Annotated in this window: 23 protein-coding genes and 1 rRNA gene; 12 read left to right on the top strand and 12 right to left on the bottom strand. The window is 70.1% G+C overall.

Annotation, left to right across the window (positions count from 1 at the left end; all coding sequences use genetic code 11):
- Positions 1 to 216: 216 nt before the first annotated feature.
- Positions 217 to 1,732: ribosomal RNA gene (locus F4559_RS10205) — 16S ribosomal RNA — on the bottom strand.
- Positions 1,733 to 2,185: 453 nt separating this feature from the next.
- On the opposite strand from F4559_RS10205, the gene F4559_RS10200 reads away from it, so the two are divergent.
- The 5 genes from F4559_RS10200 to F4559_RS10180 all read left to right on the top strand — a co-directional run bounded on the left by F4559_RS10200 (position 2,186) and on the right by F4559_RS10180 (position 7,663).
- Entirely contained in the window at positions 2,186 to 3,163 is a 978-nt protein-coding gene (locus F4559_RS10200) for an MASE1 domain-containing protein (protein ID WP_312865559.1), read from the top strand.
- A complete protein-coding gene (locus tag F4559_RS10195) occupies positions 3,164 to 4,237 on the top strand; it encodes a lycopene cyclase family protein (RefSeq protein ID WP_184667885.1) in 1,074 nt (357 codons plus the stop codon).
- Positions 4,238 to 4,279: 42 nt separating this feature from the next.
- Positions 4,280 to 5,983 carry a GGDEF domain-containing protein gene (locus F4559_RS10190; protein ID WP_184667883.1) on the top strand — a complete coding sequence of 568 codons (1,704 nt, stop codon included), beginning with the start codon at positions 4,280 to 4,282 and terminating at the stop codon, positions 5,981 to 5,983.
- A gap of 83 nt (positions 5,984 to 6,066) precedes the next feature.
- Positions 6,067 to 7,182: a carboxylate-amine ligase gene (locus F4559_RS10185; protein ID WP_312865558.1), complete on the top strand. Its 1,116-nt coding sequence runs from the start codon at positions 6,067 to 6,069 to the stop codon at positions 7,180 to 7,182.
- A 67-nt stretch (positions 7,183 to 7,249) separates the two neighbouring features.
- Complete coding sequence (locus tag F4559_RS10180) at positions 7,250 to 7,663, top strand: CBS domain-containing protein (RefSeq protein ID WP_184667881.1); 414 nt, start codon at positions 7,250 to 7,252, stop codon at positions 7,661 to 7,663.
- Between the two features lie 53 nt (positions 7,664 to 7,716).
- Here the strand turns inward: F4559_RS10180 and F4559_RS10175 are convergent, their stop codons facing one another.
- From F4559_RS10175 to F4559_RS10140, 8 genes are read right to left on the bottom strand one after another with little or no spacing between them, the layout of a single operon-like run.
- On the bottom strand, positions 7,717 to 8,109 hold the full coding sequence (locus tag F4559_RS10175) for a metal-sulfur cluster assembly factor (protein ID WP_184667879.1): 393 nt from the start codon (positions 8,107 to 8,109) through the stop codon (positions 7,717 to 7,719).
- A complete protein-coding gene (gene sufU / locus F4559_RS10170; protein WP_184667877.1) occupies positions 8,106 to 8,549 on the bottom strand; it encodes a Fe-S cluster assembly sulfur transfer protein SufU in 444 nt (147 codons plus the stop codon). The genes F4559_RS10175 and sufU overlap by 4 nt, the downstream gene beginning before the upstream one ends.
- Position 8,550: 1 nt before the next feature.
- Positions 8,551 to 9,828 carry a cysteine desulfurase gene (locus F4559_RS10165; RefSeq protein WP_184667875.1) on the bottom strand — a complete coding sequence of 426 codons (1,278 nt, stop codon included), beginning with the start codon at positions 9,826 to 9,828 and terminating at the stop codon, positions 8,551 to 8,553.
- A gap of 46 nt (positions 9,829 to 9,874) precedes the next feature.
- The gene (sufC, locus tag F4559_RS10160) at positions 9,875 to 10,648 is read right to left on the bottom strand and encodes a Fe-S cluster assembly ATPase SufC (protein WP_184667873.1); all 774 of its coding nucleotides are present in this window, start codon (positions 10,646 to 10,648) and stop codon (positions 9,875 to 9,877) included.
- 28 nt (positions 10,649 to 10,676) lie between these two features.
- Positions 10,677 to 10,988, bottom strand: coding sequence for a non-heme iron oxygenase ferredoxin subunit (locus F4559_RS10155; RefSeq protein WP_312865988.1), 312 nt, complete (start codon positions 10,986 to 10,988; stop codon positions 10,677 to 10,679).
- A gap of 5 nt (positions 10,989 to 10,993) precedes the next feature.
- Positions 10,994 to 12,166: a Fe-S cluster assembly protein SufD gene (sufD, locus tag F4559_RS10150; protein WP_184667869.1), complete on the bottom strand. Its 1,173-nt coding sequence runs from the start codon at positions 12,164 to 12,166 to the stop codon at positions 10,994 to 10,996.
- 1 nt (position 12,167) lies between these two features.
- Positions 12,168 to 13,613, bottom strand: a complete 1,446-nt coding sequence (gene sufB, locus F4559_RS10145) for a Fe-S cluster assembly protein SufB (protein ID WP_184667867.1) — start codon at positions 13,611 to 13,613, stop codon at positions 12,168 to 12,170.
- Positions 13,610 to 14,338 carry a helix-turn-helix transcriptional regulator gene (locus tag F4559_RS10140; protein ID WP_312865557.1) on the bottom strand — a complete coding sequence of 243 codons (729 nt, stop codon included), beginning with the start codon at positions 14,336 to 14,338 and terminating at the stop codon, positions 13,610 to 13,612. The genes sufB and F4559_RS10140 overlap by 4 nt, the downstream gene beginning before the upstream one ends.
- A 117-nt stretch (positions 14,339 to 14,455) precedes the next feature.
- On the opposite strand from F4559_RS10140, the gene mptB reads away from it, so the two are divergent.
- Together mptB and F4559_RS10130 are read left to right on the top strand one after the other, a co-directional pair.
- Complete coding sequence (gene mptB / locus F4559_RS10135) at positions 14,456 to 16,018, top strand: polyprenol phosphomannose-dependent alpha 1,6 mannosyltransferase MptB (protein WP_184667864.1); 1,563 nt, start codon at positions 14,456 to 14,458, stop codon at positions 16,016 to 16,018.
- 104 nt (positions 16,019 to 16,122) lie between these two features.
- Positions 16,123 to 19,737 (top strand): patatin-like protein, encoded by a 3,615-nt coding sequence (locus F4559_RS10130; protein ID WP_184667862.1) that lies wholly within the window; start codon positions 16,123 to 16,125, stop codon positions 19,735 to 19,737.
- Positions 19,738 to 19,739: 2 nt separating this feature from the next.
- Here F4559_RS10130 and F4559_RS10125 read toward each other — a convergent pair whose 3' ends face one another.
- Positions 19,740 to 20,114: a hypothetical protein gene (locus tag F4559_RS10125; RefSeq protein ID WP_184667860.1), complete on the bottom strand. Its 375-nt coding sequence runs from the start codon at positions 20,112 to 20,114 to the stop codon at positions 19,740 to 19,742.
- Between the two features lie 143 nt (positions 20,115 to 20,257).
- On the opposite strand from F4559_RS10125, the gene F4559_RS10120 reads away from it, so the two are divergent.
- From F4559_RS10120 to F4559_RS10100, 5 genes are all read left to right on the top strand, one after another.
- Positions 20,258 to 21,079, top strand: a complete 822-nt coding sequence (locus F4559_RS10120) for a helix-turn-helix domain-containing protein (RefSeq protein ID WP_184667858.1) — start codon at positions 20,258 to 20,260, stop codon at positions 21,077 to 21,079.
- Between the two features lie 12 nt (positions 21,080 to 21,091).
- Complete coding sequence (locus tag F4559_RS10115) at positions 21,092 to 21,280, top strand: DUF397 domain-containing protein (RefSeq protein ID WP_184667857.1); 189 nt, start codon at positions 21,092 to 21,094, stop codon at positions 21,278 to 21,280.
- Positions 21,281 to 21,359: 79 nt separating this feature from the next.
- Positions 21,360 to 21,587, top strand: coding sequence for a DUF397 domain-containing protein (locus F4559_RS10110; RefSeq protein ID WP_184667855.1), 228 nt, complete (start codon positions 21,360 to 21,362; stop codon positions 21,585 to 21,587).
- Positions 21,584 to 21,778 (top strand): DUF397 domain-containing protein, encoded by a 195-nt coding sequence (locus F4559_RS10105; RefSeq protein WP_184667853.1) that lies wholly within the window; start codon positions 21,584 to 21,586, stop codon positions 21,776 to 21,778. The genes F4559_RS10110 and F4559_RS10105 overlap by 4 nt, the downstream gene beginning before the upstream one ends.
- Positions 21,775 to 21,951 (top strand): DUF397 domain-containing protein, encoded by a 177-nt coding sequence (locus tag F4559_RS10100; protein ID WP_184667851.1) that lies wholly within the window; start codon positions 21,775 to 21,777, stop codon positions 21,949 to 21,951. The genes F4559_RS10105 and F4559_RS10100 overlap by 4 nt, the downstream gene beginning before the upstream one ends.
- A 48-nt stretch (positions 21,952 to 21,999) precedes the next feature.
- On the opposite strand, the gene F4559_RS10095 is transcribed toward F4559_RS10100, so the two are convergent.
- Together F4559_RS10095 and F4559_RS10090 are read right to left on the bottom strand one after the other, a co-directional pair.
- Positions 22,000 to 24,012, bottom strand: a complete 2,013-nt coding sequence (locus tag F4559_RS10095; protein WP_184667849.1) for a glycosyltransferase — start codon at positions 24,010 to 24,012, stop codon at positions 22,000 to 22,002.
- Positions 24,009 to 24,617, bottom strand: coding sequence for a DUF998 domain-containing protein (locus tag F4559_RS10090; protein WP_312865556.1), 609 nt, complete (start codon positions 24,615 to 24,617; stop codon positions 24,009 to 24,011). Before F4559_RS10090 ends, F4559_RS10095 begins: the two co-directional genes overlap by 4 nt.
- Positions 24,618 to 24,638: the final 21 nt, after the last annotated feature.

Below are 24,638 nucleotides of genomic sequence, written 5' to 3'. Positions count from 1 at the left end.
TGTTCTCTCAGACACCCAACAGCGCACCGAACAGAAGCTTCAAGCCCTCCGAAGACCTTTCCACGCCCGCAAGCAGGCAGTACTCACTCTCCGAACAACAAGGAGTCCCGCATTAGCCAGCATCCACAAAATTGAGCCCCACCCGACGATCGTCCGCCGCCGGCGTGGCCTCCACCACGACCCTCCGAAAAGGACCGCGGTGCAGATGCTCCTTAGAAAGGAGGTGATCCAGCCGCACCTTCCGGTACGGCTACCTTGTTACGACTTCGTCCCAATCGCCAGTCCCACCTTCGACCGCTCCCCCCCTTACGGGTTGGGCCACGGGCTTCGGGTGTTACCGACTTTCGTGACGTGACGGGCGGTGTGTACAAGGCCCGGGAACGTATTCACCGCAGCGTTGCTGATCTGCGATTACTAGCGACTCCGACTTCACGGGGTCGAGTTGCAGACCCCGATCCGAACTGAGACCGGCTTTAAGGGATTCGCTCCACCTCACGGCTTAGCAGCCCTCTGTACCGGCCATTGTAGCATGTGTGAAGCCCTGGACATAAGGGGCATGATGACTTGACGTCATCCCCACCTTCCTCCGAGTTGACCCCGGCAGTCTCCCATGAGTCCCCGCCACTACGCGCTGGCAACATGGAACGAGGGTTGCGCTCGTTGCGGGACTTAACCCAACATCTCACGACACGAGCTGACGACAGCCATGCACCACCTGTACACCAGTCCGAAGAGGCCACCATCTCTGGCAGTTTCCGGTGCATGTCAAGCCCAGGTAAGGTTCTTCGCGTTGCATCGAATTAATCCACATGCTCCGCCGCTTGTGCGGGCCCCCGTCAATTCCTTTGAGTTTTAGCCTTGCGGCCGTACTCCCCAGGCGGGGTGCTTAATGCGTTAGCTGCGGCACGGAGGACGTGGAAGCCCCCCACACCTAGCACCCACCGTTTACGGCGTGGACTACCAGGGTATCTAATCCTGTTCGCTCCCCACGCTTTCGCTCCTCAGCGTCAGTATCGGCCCAGAGACCCGCCTTCGCCACCGGTGTTCCTCCTGATATCTGCGCATTTCACCGCTACACCAGGAATTCCAGTCTCCCCTGCCGAACTCAAGTCTGCCCGTATCGACCGCAGGCTCCACGTTAAGCGTGAAGTTTTCACGGCCGACGCGACAAACCGCCTACGAGCTCTTTACGCCCAATAATTCCGGACAACGCTCGCACCCTACGTATTACCGCGGCTGCTGGCACGTAGTTAGCCGGTGCTTCTTCTGCAGGTACCGTCAGTCACCCTTCGTCCCTGCTGAAAGAGGTTTACAACCCGAAGGCCGTCATCCCCCACGCGGCGTCGCTGCATCAGGCTTCCGCCCATTGTGCAATATTCCCCACTGCTGCCTCCCGTAGGAGTCTGGGCCGTGTCTCAGTCCCAGTGTGGCCGGTCACCCTCTCAGGCCGGCTACCCGTCGTCGCCTTGGTAGGCCACTACCCCACCAACAAGCTGATAGGCCGCGGGTCCATCCCGTACCGCCGGAACTTTCCACCCCACGACATGCGTCGCGGAGTCGTATCCGGTATTAGACCCGGTTTCCCAGGCTTATCCCGAAGTACAGGGCAGGTTACCCACGTGTTACTCACCCGTTCGCCGCTCGTGTACCCCGAAGGGCCTTACCGCTCGACTTGCATGTGTTAAGCACGCCGCCAGCGTTCGTCCTGAGCCAGGATCAAACTCTCCAATAATGAACGAGTTGATCGCTCGAACGATGCCGACCCACGGACCGGAATATGGTCCGCTTTTGACAGTCAGTCGTCCAGTATTCGATCTCAAAGGAATACCTCTTGACGAGGTATATCAGTTTACTGGCTATTCGGCACGCTGTTGAGTTCTCAAAGAACACGCGCTCACCATCGTGTCCCGCGTCTTACCGCGGTTCATTCCGGGGCTGTGTCGAAAGCTTAGCTCGTCCGTTTTCGCGGTGTCAAATCGGCCGTTTCGGCTTCTTCGCTCCGCGACAAACCCGCTTCGCATTCACTTGGTTTGTGGCCCGCACTCCGCTCCGGTTTTCCGGCCCGTTCCGCGCTGGCAGAGAGAAACTTACACGAGTGTCGTCCGGAAGTGAAATCGGGGGGTCGGTAACGACAAAACCGCAGCTAGGCGTGGTGCCCTCGACGAGGACGGAGGATGCTGTCCCGGTGCCGATCCCCCCTCGACTACGCCCGTGGGGCGTGTACGCCGCGCAACTCCTCGCGGTCACGGCCGCGTACTACGCGGGTGCACGACTCGGGTTGCTCCAGGCGTTGGTGAACGACCAGGTGACCCCGCTGTGGCCGCCGACCGGTCTGGCGGTGGTGACGCTGCTGCTCGGCGGGCAGCGGCTGTGGCCGGGCATCGCGATCGGCGCGTTCGTCGTCAACGCCACGCTCGGCGAGCCCGGCGCCGCCTTCCTCATCAGCGCGGGCAACACGCTCGCCCCGGTGGTCGCGTGTCTGCTGCTGCGCCATTACGACTTCCGCCTCGCGCTCGACCGCACGCGGGACGCGATCGTCCTGATCGTGCTCGGCGCGTTCGCCGCGATGCTGGTGAGCGCGTCGGTGGGTGCCGGTTCACTGCTGCTCACCCACGGGATCGACCGTGCCCAGTTCTGGACGACGTGGTCGGTGTGGTGGACGGGCGACGCGCTCGGCGTGCTGACCGTCGTGCCGCTCGTGGCGGCGGTGCGGACGGCCCGGCGGCGGCACCTGACCACCAGGGGCCGGATCGAGGTGGCGTGCCTGCTGCTCGGCACGGCCGCGGTGACCGTCATGGCGATCGCCACCCCGGTCCGCCTGCTGTACCTGGTGTTCCCGTTCGCGGTGTGGGCCGGGCTGCGGTTCCAGCACCTGGGCGCGGCGCCGTGCGCGTTGATCTCCACGGCGGTCACGGCCCGGGGCGCGGCGACGGGTACGGGCCCCTGGGAGGGGTATGAGGTGTACCAGCGGATGGTGTCGCTCCAGGGGTTCAACGCGACCGTGGTGCTGACCACGCTGGTGCTGTCGGCGGTGATCGCCGAGCGCAACGCCGCGCTCGCGGCCATCGAACGGACCTGCTCGCAGCTCTCGGACATGGTCACGCAGTACCAACCGATCGTGTTGGGCGACATGTTGCCGCCCCGACGGCAGAACGGGCAGTGAGTGGACGTCCTGGTCGTCGGCGGCGGACCGGCGGGGCGGGCGTTGGCCCGCGCGTGCGTCGGGCGGGGGCTGGACACCGCCCTGGTGGATCCGGCGCCCGCGCGGCCGTGGCGGGCGACGTACGCGGCCTGGTCCGACGAACTGCCCGCGGACGCGCGGACGCGGTCCGAGTCGCGGGCGGTGGTGGTCGCCACCCGCCGGCACGACCTGGACCGGGGCTACGCCGTCCTGGACGACCGGTGGCTGCGTGACCTCGACGGGGTCCGCGTGCTCACCGGACGCGTCGTCGGGCGCACCCCCACCACGGCGTGCCTGGCCGACGGAAGCGTTCTCGGCGCGGGAGCCGTGGTGTACGCGGGCGGCACGCGCGGGCACGTCCACCAGACCGCGATCGGCGTCGTGGTCGGCGCCCGCGCCGCGAGGCCCTTCGTCGCGGACGGGGAGGCGCTGGTCATGGACTGGCGGCGGCCTCCCGACGCCGGGACGCCCGACCCCACGTTCCTGTACGCGGTGCCGCTCGGCGACGACCGGGTCCTGCTGGAGGAGACCTCGCTGGCCCGGCGGCCCGGACTGCCGGCGGCGGAACTGCGGCGGCGACTGCGGTCGCGGTTGGCCGCGCACCGGATCGCCGTGCCCGACGGGGAGGAGCGGGTGCGGTTCCCGTTGGACGTGCCGCCGGGTGACGGGTTCGGCGCGACGGCGGGTTTCGTGCACCCGGCGACCGGCTACAGCGTGGCCGCGTCGTTGCGGCTGGCGCCGGTCGCCGCGGACGCGCTCGTGTCCGGAGTCCCGGTGGAACGGGCGATGTGGCCATACCGGGCGAAAGCCGTGCATGCGCTGCACCGGTTCGGACTCGACGCGGTGCTCGCGTTGCGCCCGCACCAGGTCCCGGAATTCTTTGACGAATTCTTCGACCTACCCGCGACTTTCCAACGGTCGTACCTGTCCGACCGTACCGACCTGCGTGGAACCGTCGCGGCGATGAGCGGACTCTTCCGTTCCGCAAAGTGGTCGTTGCGCGCCCGCCTGGCATTTCCCGTGCGCTCGGCCAAAGTTGTGCGAACAGCTGGTTAACCCCCTCGGCAAACGATGATCGACCAGGCACTATCAGTGACCGTGCCCGCCTTGCTGGATGACGTCCGCTTCGCCTTCCAGCCGCTGTTCAACCTCCACACCGGAGGTGTCGTCGCGATCGAGGCCCTCGCCCGACCGCACGACGGCAGCGTGCAGGACCTGCTCCGCATGGCTTTCCGTGCGGGGTACCTGGCCAACACCGACGTGGCGTTGGCCTGCCGGGCGATCCGGCACGCGGCAGACCACGACGTCCTGTTGCCGCTGCACGTGAACCTGCTCGCGATGACCGTCGCGGACAAGCCCGAGCTGATGGCGCCGCTCTACGCGGCGCTGCGCGAGGTCGGTCGGACACCGGCGGACATCGTGGTCGAGGTCGGCACGCCGTACTCCCGCGCGCCGCGTGGCCGCCTGGAGAAGGGCATCAGCCGCCTGCGCGAGGACGGGTTCAAGATCGGCCTGGACGGCGTCGGCGAGGGCGACACCCCGCTGTCGCTGCTGGCCGGGGTCCAGCCCGAGGTGCTCAAGCTCGACCGCGAGGTCGTGGCCGCGCTGCCCGAGGACGCCGCGCGGTACGCGTTGGTGCAGGCGTTGCAGCACCTGGGCGAGCAGACCGGTTCGCTGCTCGTGGCCGAGGGCGTGGAGACCGAGGCCCAACTCGCCGCCGTGCGCCGCCTGGGCATCCGGCTGGCGCAGGGCAACCTGCTGGCCGAGCCGCAGCGGCGGCCCCGGGTCGGCGCGACGATCGAGGCCGTGCTCAGCGAGGTCAACGACCCCGAGGCGGTCACCAAGACCATGACCGGCCCGTTGCGCCGCAAGGCCGGGCCGAAGGTCACCGACTTCCTGCACCCGGCCACGACGTTGCCGGAGACGGCCACGTCCGAGGAAGTGCTGGAGATCCTCACCGCGCAGCCGACCGTGTCGGGCGTGGTGCTGGTGTGCCCGGCGGGCCGGCCGCGCTGGACCGTGGACCGCAACCGGTTCCTGTTGTCGGTCACCGGACCGTTCGGCCACGCGCTGCACGCCAAGCGCGAGGCGCACCGGCTGGCGGACAAGCCGAAGATCATCGGCGCGGATTCCAGTGCGCTGGACCTGCTCGACGTGGTGGCGCACGCACACCGCGAGCGCACGAACGACGACCTGGTGGTGGTCGACCGGGCGGACCGCTGCGTCGGCGTGGTGCGGGTGGCGGACGTGGTGCGCGGCATCGCCGAGCTGAAGGTGGAGCAGGCGGCGGCGCTGTCGCCGTTGACGCGGCTGCCGGGAAGCGACGCGATCGCCCGCGAGGTCGACCGGCGGATCATGCACGGCGAGATCTTCGCCGTGGGCTGGTTGGACGTCGACTCGTTCAAACGAGTGAACGACACCGTGGGGTTCGCCGCGGGTGACGATCTGATCCGCTCGATCGGCCGCAGGCTGACCGAGGGCGCCGGCGCGTCGTCGAGCATCCAGGTCGGGCACGTCGGCGGCGACGACTTCCTGGTGGTCGCCGGGCTGGACGAGGTGGTGCCCTTCGGCACCGGGGTGCTGGACACGGTCTACGAGGCAGAGGGCGTGCGGGTGACGTTATCGCTGGCCACGCTCGTGTGCGCGGCCGGTTCGGTGGGGTCCTACCGCGAGGTGTCACGGCTGCTGGCGCCGCTCAAGGAGCACGCGAAGTCGTTGCGCGGCACGAGTTGGGTGCTCGGTCGGCCGGGCAGCGACCACGTCGACGTGCTGCGCGGCGGGCCGCATCTCGCGGTGAGCTGAGAAAGTTCACCGCAACGATGCCTGTCCCGCCCGGGTGACCACTCATAGCATCAGGATGACTACCCAGTGCAGGGGAGGTCCTGGTGAGCGTCGGTGTCTCCGAGCTGCCCTACCCACGAACGGAATTCGACGCGGCGCTGTCGGTCGGCGTCGAGGAGGAGTTCCTGTTGGTCGACGCGGCCACCGGCATGCTGACGCCGGTCGCGCCCGCGGTGCTGGCCGCGCCGGAGACCGGGTTGGACCTCCAGGCCGAGATGACCCGGTTCCAGGTGGAAAGCGCGACGCCGGTGTGCCGCACGATGTCCGAGGTGCGGCGGCAGCTCGCGTTGGCACGGGCGACGTTGTCACGGCTGGCCCGTGGGCAGGACGCGCGCATCGTGGCCACGGGCACGCCGGTGCTGGGCGGGGTCCGGCCGCCGCCGCTGACCGACCGGCCGCGCTACCACCGCATCCGCTCCGAGTTCGGCGGCCTGGTCGACGGGTTGATCATCTGCGGCTGCCACGTGCACGTGGGCATCCCGGACGAGGAGACCGGCGTGCACGTGAGCAACCACCTGCGGCAGTGGCTGCCGGTGCTGCTGGCGATCAGCGCGAACTCCCCGTTCTTCGACGGCCGCGACACCGGCTACGCGAGTTGGCGCTACCTGGCGTGGAGCCCGTGGCCGTCGGCGGGGGCGCCGCCGTGGTTCGCCTCGGCCGAGGACTACCACCGGGGCGTCGGCGTGCTGCGGCGGTCCGGTGCGGCGTTGGACGAGGGGATGGTCTACTGGGACGTCCGGCTCTCCGCCCGGCACCCGACGGTCGAATTGCGGGTGTGCGACGTGGCGGCGACCGTGGACGAGGCGGTGCTGCTGGCCGCGCTGGTCCGGGCGATCGCGGTCATGGCCATGTCTGGCCGGCCCGCCTACCGGGTGCCGGACCTGTCGTTGCGCACGGCGCTGTGGCGCGCGGCGCGGGACGGGGTCGAGGGCGCGGGCGTCGAACCGCTCAGCGGTCGGCTGGTGGCGGCGGCGGACCTGGTGCGCGGGCTGGTCGAGTGGACGCTGCCCGCGTTGCGCGCGGCCGGCGACGACGACCTGGTGGTGGACGGCGTGTCCCGGCTGCTGGCCGACGGGTCGGGTGCGGTGCGGCAGCGGCGGGCGTTCACCCGACGCGGCGAACTCCGCGATGTGGTGGACCTGCTGGTCGCGCAGACCTGACCGGCCGACGTGCCGGGTCCGGCCGACCGGCGCATGCTGGACCGCGTCCGGAACAGGGAGGTTCGCCATGACCACAGCGCGCGACATCATGACCGCCGGCGTCCAGTGCGTCGACCAGAACGAGAGCCTGCTCGACGCGGCTCGGATGATGCGCGACCTGAACGTCGGGTCGCTGCCGATCTGCGGTTTGGACAACCGCCTGCACGGGATCATCACCGACCGCGACATCGTGATCCGCTGTATCGCCGACGGCCGGGACCCCGCCGAGATGAGCGCGGAGGAACTGGCCGGCCACCTGCACTGGGTCAACGCCGACGACGACGTGACCGACGTGCTCAAGACCATGGAGGACAACAGGATCCGGCGCGTGCCGGTCATCGACGACCACCGGCTGGTCGGCATGATCAGCGAGGCCGATCTGGCGCAACACCTCGACGAGCACCAGATCGCCGAGTTCGTGGAGCACATCTACGCCCGGTGAACGCGCGAAGGCCCGGACCGCGTGGTCCGGGCCTTCGTCGTCGGACGGGCTTCTCAGACGGTGAAGCCGAGTGCGCGCAACTGCTCGCGCCCGTCGTCGGTGATCTTCTCCGGGCCCCACGGCGGCATCCACACCCAGTTGATGCGGAAGTCGCTGACGATGCCGTTGCCCGAGTTGCCCACGAGCGCGGCGCGGGTCTGGTCCTCGATCACGTCGGTCAGCGGGCAGGCCGCCGAGGTCAGCGTCATGTCGATCAACGCCACGTTGTCCTCGTCCACGCGGATGTCGTAGACGAGACCGAGGTCGACCACGTTGATGCCCAGTTCCGGGTCGACCACGTCGCGCATGGCCTCCTCGAGGTCGTCCAGCGCGGCGACGTCCGCCTTCGGCTCGGGCAGCGGCGGCAGGCCCTCGACGCCGCGCACCACGTCCTCTTCGGTGCTCATGCCTTCGCTCCTTCGCTGCGCGCGACCGCGTCCTTGAATGCCATCCAGCCCAGCAGCGCGCACTTGACCCGCGCCGGGTACTTCGCGACGCCGGCGAACGCGATGCCGTCCTCCAGCACGTCCTCGTCCGGTTCGACCTGGCCGCGGCCCTGCATGAGTTCCACGAACGCGTCCAGCTTCACGAACGCCTCGTCGACGGGCTTGCCGACGACGAGGTCGGTGAGCACGGACGTGGACGCCTGGCTGATCGAGCAGCCCTGGCCGTCGTAGGACACGTCCGCGACCGTGCCCGCGTCGAGCCTGACCCGCAGCGTCACCTCGTCGCCGCAGGTCGGGTTGACCTGGTGCGATTCGGCGTCGTACGGGTCGCGCAGGCCGCGGCCGTGCGGGTTCTTGTAGTGGTCCAGGATGATCTCCTGGTACATCTGGTTCAGCTGCATGTCACGCCGTCCCGAAGAACTTCTGCGCCTCGCGGACGCCGTCGAGCAGCGCGGCGACCTCGTCGAGCGTGTTGTAGAGGTAGAAGCTCGCGCGCACGGTCGCCGCCGCGTCCAGCCGGCGGTGCAACGGCCACGCGCAGTGGTGGCCGACGCGCACCTCGACGCCGAGGCTGTCGAGCACCTGGCCGGCGTCGTGGGCGTGCACGCCCTCCAGCACGAACGACACCGCGCCGCCCCGGTCGACCGCCTCGGTCGGGCCGACGATCCGCACGCCGGGGATCTCGGCCAGGCCGCGCAGCGCCGCCTCGGTCAGCACGTGCTCGTGCTCGGCGATCCGGTCCATGCCGATCGCGGACAGGTAGTCCACGGCCGCGCCGAGCGCGACGGCCTGCGAGGTCACCGGGGTACCGGCCTCGAAGCGGGCGGGCGGGGGCGCGAACGTCGAGCCCTCCATCCGCACCGTCTCGATCATCGACCCGCCGGTGAGGAACGGCGGCAGCGCCTCCAGCAGTTCGCGACGCCCGTACAGCACGCCGATGCCGGTGGGGCCGAGCATCTTGTGCCCGGAGAACACCGCGAAGTCGACGTCCAGCGCGTGGAAGTCGACCGCGCTGTGCGGCACGGACTGGCACGCGTCGAGCACGACCAGCGCGCCGACCGCCTTCGCGGCGGCGACCAGCGGCGCGACCGGGTTGACGGTGCCCAGCACGTTGGACTGCTGGGTGAACGCGACGACCTTGGTGCGCGCCGTGATCACACCGTCCACATCGGACAGGTCGAGCCGGCCCTCGTCGGTGACGCCGAACCAGCGCAGCGTCGCACCGGTCCGCTGCGCGAGCTGCTGCCACGGCACGAGGTTCGCGTGGTGCTCCATCTCGGTGACGACGATCTCGTCGCCGGGCCCGATCCGGAACCGGTGCGCCTCGGGGCCGGCGGTCGCGGCGTTGCCCATCGCGTACGCGACCAGGTTGACGCCCTCGGTCGCGTTCTTGGTGAACACGATCTCGCCCTCGTCGACCCCGACGAACGCGGCGATCTTGCGCCGGGCGACCTCGTACGCGTCCGTCGCCTCCTCGGCGAGCTGGTGCGCGCCGCGGTGCACGGCCGCGTTGGCGGTCTCCAGGAACGCGCGCTCGGCGTCGAGGACCTGCCTCGGCCGCTGCGAGGTGGCGCCGGAGTCGAGGTAGACCAGCCGCTTGCCCTCGCGCACGGTGCGGCCCAGGATCGGGAAGTCCGCGCGGATGGCGGTGACGTCCAGTGGAGTAGCGGTGGTGGTCACTTCTCCGACGCCTCCTCTCGTCAACAAATCCACACTGGGGACAACGTCAGCCGATGCCGGCGACTTCCGGCTTGCCGGTGTACTTCACGTAACCCTCGGCCTCGAGCCGCTCGGCCAGTTCCGGGCCGCCGGACTCGACGACGCGACCGCCCGCGAACACGTGCACGAAGTCGGGCGAGATGTACTTGAGGATGCGGGTGTAGTGCGTGATCAGCAGCACGCCCGCCTCGCCGGAGGCCTTGTACCGGTTCACGCCCTCGGACACGACGCGCAGCGCGTCGACGTCCAGGCCCGAGTCGGTCTCGTCCAGGATCGCGATCTTCGGCTGGAGCAGGCCGAGCTGGAGGATCTCGTGGCGCTTCTTCTCGCCGCCGGAGAAGCCCTCGTTGACCGAACGCTCGGCGAACGCCGGGTCGATGTCGAGGTCGGCCATCGCGCCCTTGACCTCCTTGACCCAGTGGCGCAGGGCCGGTGCCTCGCCGCGCACGGCCGTGGCCGCGGTGCGCAGGAAGTTCGACATGGACACGCCGGGCACCTCGACCGGGTACTGCATGGCGAGGAAGATGCCCGCGCGGGCGCGCTCGTCGACGCTCATCTCCAGCACGTCCTCGCCGTCGAGCAGCACGCTGCCCGAGGTGATCTCGTACTTGGGGTGGCCCGCGATCGCGTACGACAGCGTGGACTTGCCGGAGCCGTTGGGGCCCATGATCGCGTGCGTCTCGCCGGCCTTGATGGTCAGGTCGACGCCCTTGAGGATCTCCTTGGACGCCTCGTCGGTCGTGACCGAGACGTGCAGGTCCTTGATCTCCAGAGTGGCCATCGGTGTTTCGTCTCTCCTGGTGCGGAAGTCAGTTCGTGGTGGTGGTGACGTCCACGTGGACGTCACCACCGCGCAGTTCTACGGCGAACACGTCGACCGGCTCGGTCGCGGGCGGGGACGACGGGCGGCCGGTGCGCAGGTCGAAGCACGACCCGTGCAGCCAGCACTCGATCCCCTTGCGGGTCACGTCGCCCTCGCTCAGCGACACCTCGGCGTGCGTGCACAGGTCGCGCAGCGCGTGCACGGTGTCGCCGTCGCGGACGAGCACGACGGGGGTGTTCTCGTCGCCGACCTCGAACGCGACCGGTTTGCGGTCGTCGAGGTCGGCCAGCGGGCACACCCTGATCAAGCCCCCACCGCTTCGAGCTCGGCCTCGATCGCGGCCTCCAGGCGCTCGCGCACCTCGGGCACGGAGATCTTGAGCAGGAGCTCGTGGAAGAAGCCGCGCACGACCAGGCGGCGGGCCTGCTCCTGGGGGATGCCCCGGGCCTGGAGGTAGAACAGCTGCTCGTCGTCGAACCGGCCGGTCGCCGACGCGTGGCCCGCGCCCTCGATCTCGCCGGTCTCGATCTCCAGGTTGGGCACCGAGTCGGCGCGCGCGCCGTCGGTGAGCACCAGGTTGCGGTTCAGCTCGAACGTCTCGGTGCCCTCGGCCGCCGCGCGGATCAGCACGTCGCCGATCCACACGGTGCGCGCGTCCTCGCCCTGCAGCGCGCCCTTGTAGACGACGTTGCTGCGGCAGTTGGCGACCGCGTGGTCGATGAACGGCCGGTGCTCCAGGTGCTGGCCGGCGTCGGCGAAGTACAGGCCGAGCAGTTCGGCGTCGCCGCCGCGGCCCGCGTAGGTGACCACGGGCGTGATGCGCACGACGTCGCCGCCGAGGCTGACGACGGTGTGCTTGAACGTGGCGTCGCGGCCCAGCTTCGCGTGGTGCGCGGAGACGTGGACGGCGTCGTCGGCCCAGTCCTGGATCGCGACGACGGTCAGGTGCGCGCCGTCCTCGACGACGAACTCCACGTTGTCGGCGTACGCGCCGGAGCCGCGGTGGTCGAGCACGACGACGCCCTCGGCGAACCGCTTGGCGTGGATCTGCACGTGGCCGTAGGCGACGCCGTCGACGCCGGGACCGGTGATCGTGACCGTGGTCGGCTCGACCTTCGCGTCACCGGGCAGCGTCACGACGGTGGCCTCGGTCGTCGAGGTCCAGGCCTGGGCGGCGACCCGGTCGCCCGGGGTGCCCGCGACGCCGAGCCGCGCGTCGCCCTTGGCGACGGTCTCGACGACGACACCCTCGGCGGCCTTGACCTCGACGGCGGCCCGCCCGGTCGCGGCGGCACCGGCGTGCAGGTCGCGCAAACGCTTCAGGGGCGTGAAGCGCCAGATCTCCTCGCGTCCGCCCGGGATTTCGAACGCTTCGACGTCGAACGACGCGAAGTGGTCCGCGCGGGAGGACACCGGGGCACCCGCGCCGTGCGAGTGCTCCGCGAGGCCGTGCTGGTTCTCGGTGGTGACGGCCATGTCAGCCGACGGCCCCTTCCATCTGCAGTTCGATCAGGCGGTTCAGTTCGAGCGCGTACTCCATGGGCAGTTCGCGCGCGATGGGCTCGACGAACCCGCGCACGATCATGGCCATGGCCTCGTCCTCGTCCAGGCCGCGCGACATCAGATAGAACAGCTGGTCCTCGGAGACCTTGGAGACGGTCGCCTCGTGGCCCATGGACACGTCGTCCTCGCGGACGTCGACGTACGGGTAGGTGTCCGAGCGGCTGATCGTGTCGACCAGCAGCGCGTCGCACTTGACCGTGGACTTCGAGTGGTGCGCCCGCTTGTTGACCTGGACCAGGCCCCGGTAGGAGGTCCGGCCGCCGCCGCGCGCCACCGACTTCGACACGATGGTCGACGACGTGTACGGCGCCATGTGGACCATCTTCGCGCCCGCGTCCTGGTGCTGGCCCTCGCCCGCGAACGCGATCGAGAGGACCTCGCCCTTGGCGTGCTCGCCCATGAGGAACACGGCCGGGTACTTCATGGTGACCTTGGAGCCGATGTTGCCGTCGATCCACTCCATGGTCGCGCCGGCCTCGGCCTTGGCGCGCTTGGTGACCAGGTTGTAGACGTTGTTCGACCAGTTCTGGATCGTCGTGTAGCGGCACCGGCCGCCCTTCTTCACGACGATCTCCACGACGGCCGAGTGCAGCGAGTCCGACGAGTAGATCGGCGCGGTGCAGCCTTCGACGTAGTGCACGTAGGCGTCTTCGTCGACGATGATCAGCGTCCGCTCGAACTGGCCCATGTTCTCGGTGTTGATCCGGAAGTAGGCCTGGAGCGGGATCTCCACGTGCACGCCCTTCGGCACGTAGATGAACGAACCGCCCGACCACACGGCCGAGTTCAGCGCGGAGAACTTGTTGTCCCCGGACGGGATGACCGAGCCGAAGTACTCCTTGAACAGCTCGGGGTGCTCCTTGAGACCGGTGTCGGTGTCGAGGAAGATCACGCCCTGCTCTTCGAGGTCCTCGCGGATCTTGTGGTAGACGACCTCGGACTCGTACTGCGCGGCGACACCGGCGACCAGGCGCTGCTTCTCCGCCTCGGGGATGCCCAGCCGGTCGTAGGTGTTCTTGATGTCCTCGGGCAGGTCCTCCCAGCTGGCGGCCTGCTTCTCCGTGGAGCGCACGAAGTACTTGATGTTGTCGAAGTCGATCGACGACAGGTCCGAGCCCCAGGTGGGCATCGGCTTGCGGTCGAACAGGCGCAACGCCTTGAGGCGGAAGTCGAGCATCCACTCGGGCTCGTTCTTCAGCGCCGAGATCCCCCGGACGACGTCCTCGTTCAGTCCCCGGCGTGCGCTCGCGCCTGCCACGTCCGAGTCCGACCAGCCGAACTCGTAGTTCCCGATGCTCGCCAGGGTCTCCTCCTGGCTCAGCGGGTTCGTGGTGGTGCGCTGCTCGGCAGCGGCAGTCATGCGGGCTCGCCTCCAACTGCGGTCCGGTTCTCGGCGTCGCCGAGGGTGGTACGTGGTGTGTTCGGGATGTGCGTGGTGCACACGGCGTCGCCGCGGGCGATCGTCGCCAGCCGCTGCACGTGCGTGCCGAGCACGGCCGCGAACGCCGCCGTCTCGGTCTCGCACAGCTGCGGGAACTCGGCCGCCACGTGCGCGACCGGGCACAGGTGCTGGCAGAGCTGCTCCCCCGCGCCGACGTGGCGCGCCGAGGCAGCGTAACCCTCCCTGGTCAGCGCGGACGCCAGGGCCTTGGCCCGTCCGGCGGCGTCCGGCTGCGCCACGATCGCGGCGCGGTGCCGGTCGACGAACGCGGCGACGCGTCGTCCGGCGAAGGCCCGTACCGCCTCCTCCCCGCCCTGTTCGGCGAGGAACCGCAACGCGGCCACGGCGAGGTCGTCGTAGGCGTGCCCGAACCGCGCCCGTCCCTGCTCGGTGAGCAGGAACAGCTTGGCCGGACGCCCCCGGCCGCGGGTGCCGCGGCGCGGCGCCTCACGACTGGTGGCCTCACCGTCGGCGACCAGCGCGTCGATGTGCCGGCGGACGGCCGTGGGGCTCAGGCCGAGTTGTTCCGCGACGGCCGCCGCGGTCACCGGGCCCTGCTCCAGCAACAGCCGCGCCACGCTGTGCCGGGTCCGCCCGTCGTGCCCGGCGGGCACGGCGGTCGAGTCGGTCCCGGTGTTTTTCACAACACCAGTGTTGCTTATTTCCCCGGCCGGGGCAAAGCGGGGGTCGTCACCGGGTGACCCGTCTCACGGCACCCGGTCGATCGCTACCCTTCCGGCGTGGTGGCGGGTGGAGTGGCGATGACCAACCGGGACGAGCTGGCCGAGGCGGAACCGCTCGACGCGGCCGAACGCCGGCAGCTCGACGTCATCCGGCGGTGGGGCACGGTCGGCGCGTTGCTGCTCGTGGTGGGCTCGCTGGGCGCGGGTGCCGCCCCGGTGTTCAGCCCGCTGCCCGGCACGCCCGTGCTGGGCCTGTTCGCCCGCATGCCCAGCGCGACCATGGGCGTGACGTGGACCGGCATGTTCCTGGTCGTGTCCGCGTGGCTGTGGCTGGGCCGGTTCGCCCGTCCCGGCCGGCCCCGGCTGATGACGCGCAGCCAGCTCGACCGGACGCTGCTGATGTGGATCACGCCGCTGGTCTTCTCGCTGCCGATGTTCAGCCGCGACGTCTACAGCTACCTGGCCCAGTCGCAGATCGCGGCCAACGGCCAGGACCCGTACGAACTCGGCCCGGCCACCGCGTTGGGCGTGGACCACCCGTTGACCACGAACGTGCCGAACATCTGGCGCGAGACGCCGGCGCCCTACGGGCCGCTGTTCCTCGCCGCGGGCCGGGCGATCTCGATGGTGACCGGCGACAGCGTGCTGCCCGGCGTGTTCCTGCACCGGCTGCTGGTGCTGCTGGGCCTGGTCATGATCGTGTGGGCGCTGCCCCGGCTGGCCGTGCGGTTCGGCGTGCCGCCGGTCAGCGCGCTGTGGCTGGGCGCGGCCAACCCGCTGGTGCTGTTCCACCTGGTCGTGGGCGTGCACAACGAGGGCCTGGCGATCGGCCTGATGCTGGTGGGCCTCGAGGTGGCGTTGCGCCGCATGCCGAAGACGACGGACGTGCCGCTGTCGTTGGACGAGCTGGGGTTCATCGTGCTGGGCGCGACGTTGATCACGATGGGCGCGGCGGTGAAGATCCCGGCCGCGTTGGCGCTGGGCTTCCTCGGCGTGATGATCGCCAGACGCCTCGGCGGGCGGTTCGTCGACCTGCTGAGATCGGCGCTGCTGCTGGCCGCGGTGTCCGGGGTCGTGATGACCGCGACCTGCCTGGGCACGGGCCTGGGCTTCGGCTGGATCGAGACGCTGAACGTGGCGGGCACGGTGAAGAGCTGGATGTCGCCGCCGACCGCGATGGGCTTCCTCGGCGGCGGCCTGGGCCTGGTGTTCAAGCTGGGCAACCACACCGACGCGATGATCACGCTGATGCGCGTGCTCACCCAGGCCGTGTCCGTGGTGCTGGGCGCGTGGCTGCTGTGGAACGCGTTCCGGGGGCGGATCAAGGCGGTCAACGGGCTGGGCGCGGGGTTGGGCGCGGTGCTCGTGCTCGGACCCGTGTTGCAGCCGTGGTACGTGCTGTGGGCGGCGTTGCCGCTGGCCACGGGCGTGCTGGCCAAGCGGTTCCGGATCTTCGCCACGACCGTGAGCGCGGTGATCGCGGTGATCCTGCCGCCGACCGGGTCCGCGTTCGACGGCCGTGCCTACACCGTGCCGCAGGCGGTGACGGGCGCGCTGGTGGCGTTCGCGGTGTGCCTGTTCGTGGCCCGAAAGCAGGTCATGCCCTTGATCCGCCGAGATCCGCTGCCGGGTGCCGCGTAGCCCGATCGGCGGAAACCCGAACGGCGCAGTAACCCGAGTTCCCCGTTCGACGAGACACCGTTGCGGGAATGATCCGTTCCGCTGCCACAGGGAGGGGAACGCGGATGACGAACATGCCGCGTGAACAGATCCGCTTCGCCGTCGTCCTCAACGGCGGGGTCAGCCTCGCCGTGTGGATGGGCGGAGTGGTACTGGAACTGGACCGGCTGACCCGGTCGCTCGACGGGTACGGCGACCTGCTCGACCTGGTCGGGAGCACGGCGCGGGCCGACGTGATCAGCGGGACGTCCGCGGGCGGCATCAACGGTGCCGCCCTGGCCCTGTCCCAGGTCAACGCGAACGCCAAGCTGGAACGGCTGCGCGACCTGTGGGCCGAGCAGGGCCGCATGGAACAGCTGCTGCGCACGCCGTTCCGGGGCGCACCCGTGTCGTTGCTCAAAGGTGACGAGTTCTTCCTGCCGCGCCTGCGGGAGGCACTCGAACGGCTGGCCGCCGACTACTCGCCGACACCGGCCGCGGACCGGCCCGTCGACCTGCGGATCACCACGACGCTGCTCGCGGGCGTGCCCACGGTGACCTACGACGACCTGGGCCAGGAACTCGTCCAGTCCAGCCACCAGGGCAGCTTCTCGTTCCGCCGCGACCCGGCCGGCCGCGACGACTTCCGCCCCGGTGCCGTGCCGGACCTGGTGGAGCGCATGGCGTTGGCGGCCCGGTCGTCGGCGTCGTTCCCGTTCGCGTTCGAGCCGTCGTACGTGCCGGTCGGCGCCTCCGTGGACGGACGACCGGACATGGCGGCCGTGGCGTCGTGGGCGGACGGCGAGTCGGACCTGTCGCGGTTCGTGGTCGACGGCGGCGTGCTGGTCAACACGCCCACGCGCGAGGCGTTGGAGGCCATCGACCGGATGCCCGCCGAAGGACCGGTGCGCCGGGTGATGCTGCTGGTGTTCCCGCACGCGCCCGACACGTCCACCGACGTGGTGGCCGACGGCGTGCCCAGCACCCTGGGCACCGGCGGGCGGCTGCTGGGGGCGTTGACCAGCCAGGGCAACCGGACCTACGTGGAGCGGATCGAGGAGCACAACCGGCGGGCCGCGTCGCGTCGCGGCGGGCGCAACGCGCTGCTGGACCGGCTCGCGGGCGACGGGTCGGTGACCGACAAGCTCTACGCGCTGACCGACACGCTGCACGACCACTTCGAGGACGTGCGCATGCGGCACGCCGCCCGCGACCTGACCACGCGACAGTTGGCCGTGGTCGGGTCGAACAAGGCCGGGTGGACGTTCGAACGGGTGCGCGCGGCGGCCGAGGCGGCGCAGCGGGCATACCGGAAGAAGCGCGGTTCGCTGCCGTACGTGCCGAAGGAATCGCTGCCGTTCGCCGCGCCGGGATCCGGGTGGCCGTGGGGCATCTCGATGGCCGAACGCCTGACCGCCGCCGCGATGGACCTGCTCAAGCGCATGGTGTGGGTCGTGCCGGACACGCGGGAGGAGCCGTTCGCCAAGGCGTGCCCGAGCATCGCGGGTGCCCGCACCGAGCTTTACGCGATCCGGACCGAGCTGCGCGAGGCGCGGCGTGACGTGGACGCGCACTGGCAGCCCGGCGTCGCGGAGAACCTGGACCGGGACTACTGGACGCGGCGGATCGACGGCTACGCGGCCACCATGCTCGGCGCGGACTCCCCCGGCGACCGGGTGCGGACGCTGGTCGAGCGGATCGTCGCGGTGTTCGGCGTGGCGCACGAGATCCTGCCGCTGTTGGACGACACGCGGCTGGACATGGGCGGGCTGCGGTCGTGGTGCAAGCTCCTGGCGGAACCGCCCACCGAGGCCGAGGCCGGGCTGTCGGCCGAGGACGTCCGGCTGTCGCGGGTGATCGCGTTGGAGATCGCGGCCACATGCCTGGCCGACGACGAGCGCGACGGCATGGACCAGGCGGTCGAGCTGGTGCAGATCAGTCTGCGCACGCGCAACGCTTTCGCGGACTACAGCATCACGCCGGACGACAAGGCCGGCGGTGCGTCACTGGGCCGGTTCTCCGGGTTCCTGAAGCGGTCGTGGCGGGTCAACGACTGGATCTGGGGTCGGCTCGACGGCGCGACCATGCTCAGCAAGGTGATCTTCGACCCGCGTCGGCTGGTGCGGATCGACAAGCTCAGCGGTGCGCACGAGCGGGAACCCGACCCGGCGAAGCGGGCCGCGTCGACCGTGGCGGACCTGGTGGCGAAGTTGTTCGGCGAGGTGCCCGACCGGTTGGTGCCGGCCGTGGACAAGGCGGTCGCCGAGCTGACGGCCGTGTACGCGAACCCGGACGACGACCACCCGCCGACGTGCCCGGCCCTGGCCGAACTGGCGGCGTGGGCGTTGCACGTGCACATCATCTGCGAGGAGCTGCCGGGGTTGCGCGCGGCGATCCTGGCCGACCGGATCGAGGGCGCCGACCGGCGTTCGCGCGGCGAGCTGTTCCTGGAGGAGCACGACCGGTTGCTGGCGAAGTTCCCGGTGCGCACCCAGGCCGACCGGGTGACCGTGGGGCTGGAGGCGCTGGAGGCGTTCGACCGGGCCGGGATCGGGCGCGAGCCGCTGGTGCAGGAGGCCGGGAGCGACCAGGTGATCCGGACCGCCGCCACGGCCGCCGCCGTCGCGATCACCGTGGTGGACGGGGAGAACTCGGGGTTCGGCCCGGCGAAGCCGTTGACGCGGGCGTTGCGCGGGGCGGCGTTGCTGCCGTACTGGACGATCACCGGGTTGACGCGGGGCGGGCGGCTGGCGCAGTTCCTGGGGTTGCTCGGGTTCGCGTTGGGCGGCGCGCTGCTGGTGCTGGCGTTGTTCGACCTGTTGCCCGCGTGGGCCGTGGGACCGGCGGCGGCGCTGGGCGGCGGCACGGTGCTGGCGGCGTTCGGGTACGCGGCGTTGCGGACCGGGACGTTGTTGCACGGCTTGGTGTTGCTCGCGCCGGTGCTGCCGCTGGCGGTGGTCGCGGTCGACGGTGCGCGGGAGCACATCGGGTCCGGGGACGGGTCGACGGGTGCGGTCGCGGTCGGCGGGGTGGTGCTGGTGGTGCTGGCGTTGCTGCTGATCGGCAGCCTGCCCGCGCCGGTGGGCACGCCGTTGGCCGTGCTGCGGCGGATCCGGGTCGAACCCCGGACGTTGGTACGGGCGGCGATCGTGGTGCTGGTCGGCGCCGGGGTGTGGGCGGTGATCCGGTGGCGGTGGTACGACCTGGCCCCGCTGTGGGTGGGCGTCGCGTGGCTGGGGTCGACCGTGTTCGGCGGGGTGGCCGCGTACTGGTTGGGCAGTTCGCTGCGGCGGTGGCGGCGCCTCGGGGACACGTGGCGGACGGAGGACGCCCAGCCGCCCGCGTCGGCGACGGCCGGTTGGTCGGCCGTGTACGGCGCGGGGTTCTTGGCCGTCGCGGGCGTGATCCAGGTGTCGGACCTGCGTTTCGAGGGCTGGGAGGCGGTGCTGGGCACCGCGTTGGCGTTCGGTCTGGTGCTACTGCTCGTCACGACGTGGTGGGTGCCGCTGCGGACGAGGCGGGCGATCGAACGCCAGTTGGCCGAGTTCGACCCGGAGGGCCGGCCGACGGCGGAGGCGTTGTTCAAACGCCTTGAGGGCAACGGAATGCTCTTCAAGTTCCTGGTGGTGGTGAAGAACGGAAAGCCGGTCCTCAACCCCGCCGGCCGCCGCCTGGTCCGCCGGATCGACCGCCGCCGCTGACGTCAGGCCGACCGGGTCCCGGCGACCGTCGTCCGGACCCGGTCGGCCGCGTCGGAAGCGGACCGGGCGGCTTCACGGGTCTGTCGCGCGAGGTCGTCGTTCACGGCCCGGGTCGCGGCTTCGGCCGCCGCGAACGCACGCGTGGCGGCCAGGTCGGCCCGCGCTCCGGCGCATTCGGCGGAGTCCACGGCCTGACCCGCCAGTTCGATGGCCCGAAGATCACCCAGAACGGTGACAGCCTGTTCGCAGAGCGAGCGGACGTGCGCTTCGGTCAACAGAATCTCCACCTCGTCCCCGATCGTGAGCATGGCCGCCCCCAGCCCGGAACGCAGGGTGACCGCCACCTCGTCATCGACGATCATTCCGACGCTGGTCACGACGTTTTCCACGATGTCCGCTCCTGATGTGCTTTCACGCAACAGTTAGCCTTCGGTACATCTGGACCATATAACTGGAGATATTCAGATAGCCATTCTCTGATTGGGGGATGTGCAGGACACGATCAGGTGGAGGAAGCTGGATGGCCGTCCCGAACCCGCTGCGCGTCGAACTCGGACAGCGCCTTCGCACCTACCGCGAGCGGGCCGACGTCAGCCTGCGCAGAATCGACGAGGACGCCCAACTCGGTTGGTACCCGGGCAAGATGTCGAAGGTGGAGACCGGCACCCGCGTCCCGGCGACCGCCGAACTCCACCGCATCGCCGACCTGTGCCGGGTCGACCAGGACGAGCGGGCCAACCTGGTCGCGTTGGCCGCCGGAGCACGCAAGCGGACGCGAATGCCGCACGTGGCGGACTGGGCGCAGTCGTACGTGCTGTTGGAACAGGCCGCGACCGCCATCGACTACCACGACGCGGAACTGATCCCCGCGATCCTCCAGACCGAGGGCTACGCCCGAGCGCTGCTCGGGCTGGGCGATGCCGACCACCTGGACGAGCGGGTCGCCGAACGCCTGTCCCGCGGCGAACTGCTGGATCGCCCGAACCCGCCTCGGGTCCGGGTGGTCCTCGGTGAAGCCGCCCTGCACAGGCTCCCGCCCGAGGTCCACGAAGCACACGGACAGTTGGAGAACCTGATCCGGCCACGACCGACCGCCGAGGTACGGATTCTCCCGTTCGAGCGGGGCCTCTACCAGATGATCGGTGTCGGTTTCACGACACTGCACCTGTCGGCGCTCGCCACGTCCCGCGTTTACCTCGAAGGTGCGACAACCGCGACCTACCTGCATGAACCATCTGAAGTCGCAGTGTACGAAGCGAAGTTCGAAAAACTGTGGACCCTCGCCGCATCGGCCGACGAGTCTGCGACGATCGTACGGAGGCTCATCCAGCGGCTCGAATGACGGAGGAAGCCAGTGGCCAGCGAGGACAGCGTCAGATGGGGTGAGGGTCGGAAGCCGCGTCGAAGCTTCGGCGCGAACAACTGCGTCGAGATCGCTCATGCGCCCGGCCTGGTCGGCGTCTGGGACACCAAGCATCGGGCAGCCGGACCAGTGGTCGTCGGGTGTCGGGCGTGGGCTGCGTTCCTGAACACCGTGAAGTAGGCAGCACCCGCTTGGGCGGTGAAAGAGTCCGGTCCCGATCGGAAGGCCCACCGACCCTCGATGCGATTCGGGAGAGCGCATGGTCGAGAGATGGCGGAAGTCCAGCCACTCGTCGGGGAACAGCGGCGGCTGCGTTGAACTCGCTTGCGGAGTCGTCGAGCGGGTATCCGTTCGGGCCGTCCGGGACTCGAAGAATCCGGCCGGGCACGAACTGCTGTTCACCGCCGCTGCCGTCGAACGTGTCGTCGCCGCGCTGAAGGCGGATCGCGTCGGGTGGTCGCGACTTCACGACGGAGGCGATCGATGAGCGGTGGGGTCGGAATCCGATGGGGTGAGCGACGGAAGCCTCGTCGCAGTCAAGGTGCGAACAACTGCGTCGAGATCGCCCATGCGGCCGACCTGGTCGGCGTCTGGGACACCAAGCACCGAGAAGCCGGACCCGTGGTCGTCGGACGCCGAGCGTGGGCCGCGTTTCTCGCGACGGGAAGGAAGCGATGACCACCCGGTGGAAGAAGTCGTCGCGGTCGGGTGGCGCCTCGAACAACTGCGTCGAGGTCGCCGACGTCGGTGCCTTTCGCGACACCAAGAACCGGGCCGTGGCACTGGTGGTGGGACGACCGGCTCTGGCCCGTCTGCTCGACGCCGTGCGCCGCGACCTCCTGCGGCCGTGACATGCCACGCGGGGCACCGGCCAAAGCCGGTGCCCCGAGTCTCCCCCATCAGGCGGCGAGGGCGATCTCCCTGGTCGGGGTCGGAAGGCCCATCGCCCTCGCGTACAGGGCCTCGAACTTCTCCAAGGTCGAGTCGATGGCGTGCGTGGCGATCAAGTCCAGGCTCGCCGCGCCCATGCGCGCAGTGACCGCGCGATCGACCGTCACGGCGTGCAGGCGGTCCGCCAAGCCGCTCACGTCGCCCGGCGTGAAGAGCCAGCCGTTGCGGCCCTGGTTGCACAGGTGCGGCAACGCCATGGCGTCCGCCACGACGACCGGCTTGCCGGCCGCCATCGCCTCCATCGTCGCCAGGCTCTGCAACTCCGCGATGCCGGGCATGCAGAACACGTCGCAACCCGCGTAGGCGTCCAACAGTTCCTCTTCGCTCACGAAGCCCCGGAAGCGCACGCGGTCGGCGATTCCCAGATCCCGGGCCAACATCTCCCACTCGGCCCGGCACGAGCCGTCGCCGACGATGTCCGCCTTCAAAGTGGGCACCAACGCCACCGCGCGCACTAGTTCGTCGACGCGCTTCTCCTCGTCCAAGCGCCCCACGAACAGCACCGTGGGTTCCTCGTTCGTCCGCACCGACGGGCGTGAGCGGTAGCGGTCGATGTCGATCCCGCACGACACCGGCACGGCCCGCCGCGGGAAACCGTTGTCGTGCAACAACTCCACGGCACGCGGGGTGGGGGCCGTCACGACGTTCGCCCGGCCGAAGACCCGCCCGAGGTCCCGCCACGCCCACCGCGACGCCGCCCCCTGGAACCACGCCGGCACCTTGGCGTGGCCGAACAGGTTCTCGGGCATGAAGTGGTTCGTGGCCACGCTCGGAATCCCCAGCTCCCGCGCGTGCTTGAGCACGTACCGACCCACCACGAAGTGCGCCTGGACGTGCACCAGGTTCGGCCGCAGCCGCTTGAGCAACGACCGCACCTCGCCGCTGACCTCCCACGGCACCCCGATCCGGAAGGTGCGGTGGAACGGCGTCCGGTGCGACCGCAGCCGGTGCACGGTCAGGCCGTCGACCTGCTCGGTGCGGGCACGGCCGTCCTCCGACAAGCAGATCACGTGCACGTCGTGGTCACGGCCGGCCAGTCCCGTCGCCAACCGGTGCGCGAAGCGCGCCGCGCCGTTGACGTCCGGCGGGAAGGTCTCGGCGGCGATCACGATCCGCAGGGCGTCGGTGGTCACAGGGTTCTCCGTTTCATGGGAACTGGAAGAGTTGCGGGCGAGCACGACCACGCCGCCGACCGCGACGGCGGCGCAGACGGTCTCGGCCAGGGCGGTGAACCCGCCGGTGCGGGCGGCCTCCCCCAGGAGGGCCGCGCCGAGGCCGACCGCGACGAGCGGGTCGACCACGGTGAGGCAGGCCACCGCCAGGTGCGGTGGACCGGCCGCGTAGGCGTGCTGGATGAACCAGCCGCCGACGAGCAGGGCGACGACGATGCCCGTCGCCGAGATCGCGGTCGTCAACCCGGCCGTGCCCTGCTGCACGTCCTGGGACACCGACCGCATCAACACCGACACGTAGCCGTAGGCCACGCCGCCGGCCGCGCCGAACCCGAGCGCACGGGGCGTCGGCCGCGTCGACAGCACCCCGAGCAGGCCGGGCACCGCGACCAGGCCGAGCGCGACGAGCCCGGCGTGCAGTTCGGCCTCGGGCGCCACGGTCGTGGCCGTCGCGCTGCCCGCCGCGAGGAAGACGAACGCCCCCACGCCGAACGTGGTCAACACCACCACCGGCAGGTCGCGGCGCCGCCCGTCGAGCACGGCCGTCACGCCGATGGCCAGCACGCCGACCGGCTGCACGACGCTCAACGGCGCCATGCCCAACGCCACCGCGTGCACCACCGAACCGACCACCAGCAGCACGAGCCCGAGCAGCCAACGCGGACGTCGCAGCAGGTCAAGTACCTTCAGCGAGCCTTCGCTCGCGTGCACGGCGGCGTGCTGGAGCCGGGCCGCCAAGGCGAAGAACACCGCGCCGCCGGCGGCCAACGCGACCGCGAGCCACGTCACGACGCCACCTCCCGGCGCATCGCCACGGCCAGCGCGAACAGCAGTCCGTAGAGCAGGGCGAACAGGATGCGCTCGAAAAGCCCGAGCAGCACGGCGCCGTGTCCGGGGAACAGCACCGAGGTGTGGCTGAGCATGAACAGCAGGGCGGTCACCCCGGCGGCCAGGGAAATACGGCGCACGGCCGTATCGCGCACGAACCGGCGGGAAATCAACCAGCCGGCCAGCGGAAGGCTGGTGAACATGACCGCGCCCGCATACCGGTGCACCGCACCGGAGAACGACGTGGGCACGCCGGTCGGATCGGTCGGGAACACCGCCGCCACCGCCAGGCCCGCCGACCACAGTCCCAGCAGCACCGTCGCCGGTCCCCGCTTGGGCAGGCCGTTCGCGACCAGGTGGGCCAGCAACGCCACCGAGCCCGCGGCCAACGTGAGCGCCGTGAACGCCAACAGGCCCGTGCCGTTGTCGACGAAGATGTAATCGCTCACCACGTCGCTGACCGGACTGATCCGACCGACGGACACGACGTGCAGGTAAACGACAGGGAACAACGAAAGGACGAACGCCGCGATCGCCAGCGGCACCCGAGCCGCCCGTCTTTTCACCGCATTCCCCGACATGCCGTG

This window comes from Saccharothrix violaceirubra (assembly GCF_014203755.1).
Lineage (GTDB): Bacteria > Actinomycetota > Actinomycetes > Mycobacteriales > Pseudonocardiaceae > Actinosynnema > Actinosynnema violaceirubrum.
The sequence above is the reverse complement of the archived record's forward strand: the minus strand, read 5'-3'. Positions and strand labels throughout refer to the sequence as shown.

Coding starts and splice junctions, on each gene's coding strand:
- sufB (WP_184667867.1), bottom strand. CDS start 13,613: ATGACTGCCGCTGCCGAGCAGCGCACCACCACGAACCCGCTGAGCCAG.
- F4559_RS10120 (WP_184667858.1), top strand. CDS start 20,258: ATGGCCGTCCCGAACCCGCTGCGCGTCGAACTCGGACAGCGCCTTCGC.
- F4559_RS10100 (WP_184667851.1), top strand. CDS start 21,775: ATGACCACCCGGTGGAAGAAGTCGTCGCGGTCGGGTGGCGCCTCGAAC.
- sufU (WP_184667877.1), bottom strand. CDS start 8,549: ATGCAGCTGAACCAGATGTACCAGGAGATCATCCTGGACCACTACAAG.
- F4559_RS10180 (WP_184667881.1), top strand. CDS start 7,250: ATGACCACAGCGCGCGACATCATGACCGCCGGCGTCCAGTGCGTCGAC.
- F4559_RS10105 (WP_184667853.1), top strand. CDS start 21,584: ATGAGCGGTGGGGTCGGAATCCGATGGGGTGAGCGACGGAAGCCTCGT.
- mptB (WP_184667864.1), top strand. CDS start 14,456: ATGACCAACCGGGACGAGCTGGCCGAGGCGGAACCGCTCGACGCGGCC.
- sufC (WP_184667873.1), bottom strand. CDS start 10,648: ATGGCCACTCTGGAGATCAAGGACCTGCACGTCTCGGTCACGACCGAC.
- F4559_RS10175 (WP_184667879.1), bottom strand. CDS start 8,109: ATGAGCACCGAAGAGGACGTGGTGCGCGGCGTCGAGGGCCTGCCGCCG.
- sufD (WP_184667869.1), bottom strand. CDS start 12,166: ATGGCCGTCACCACCGAGAACCAGCACGGCCTCGCGGAGCACTCGCAC.
- F4559_RS10110 (WP_184667855.1), top strand. CDS start 21,360: ATGGTCGAGAGATGGCGGAAGTCCAGCCACTCGTCGGGGAACAGCGGC.
- F4559_RS10130 (WP_184667862.1), top strand. CDS start 16,123: ATGACGAACATGCCGCGTGAACAGATCCGCTTCGCCGTCGTCCTCAAC.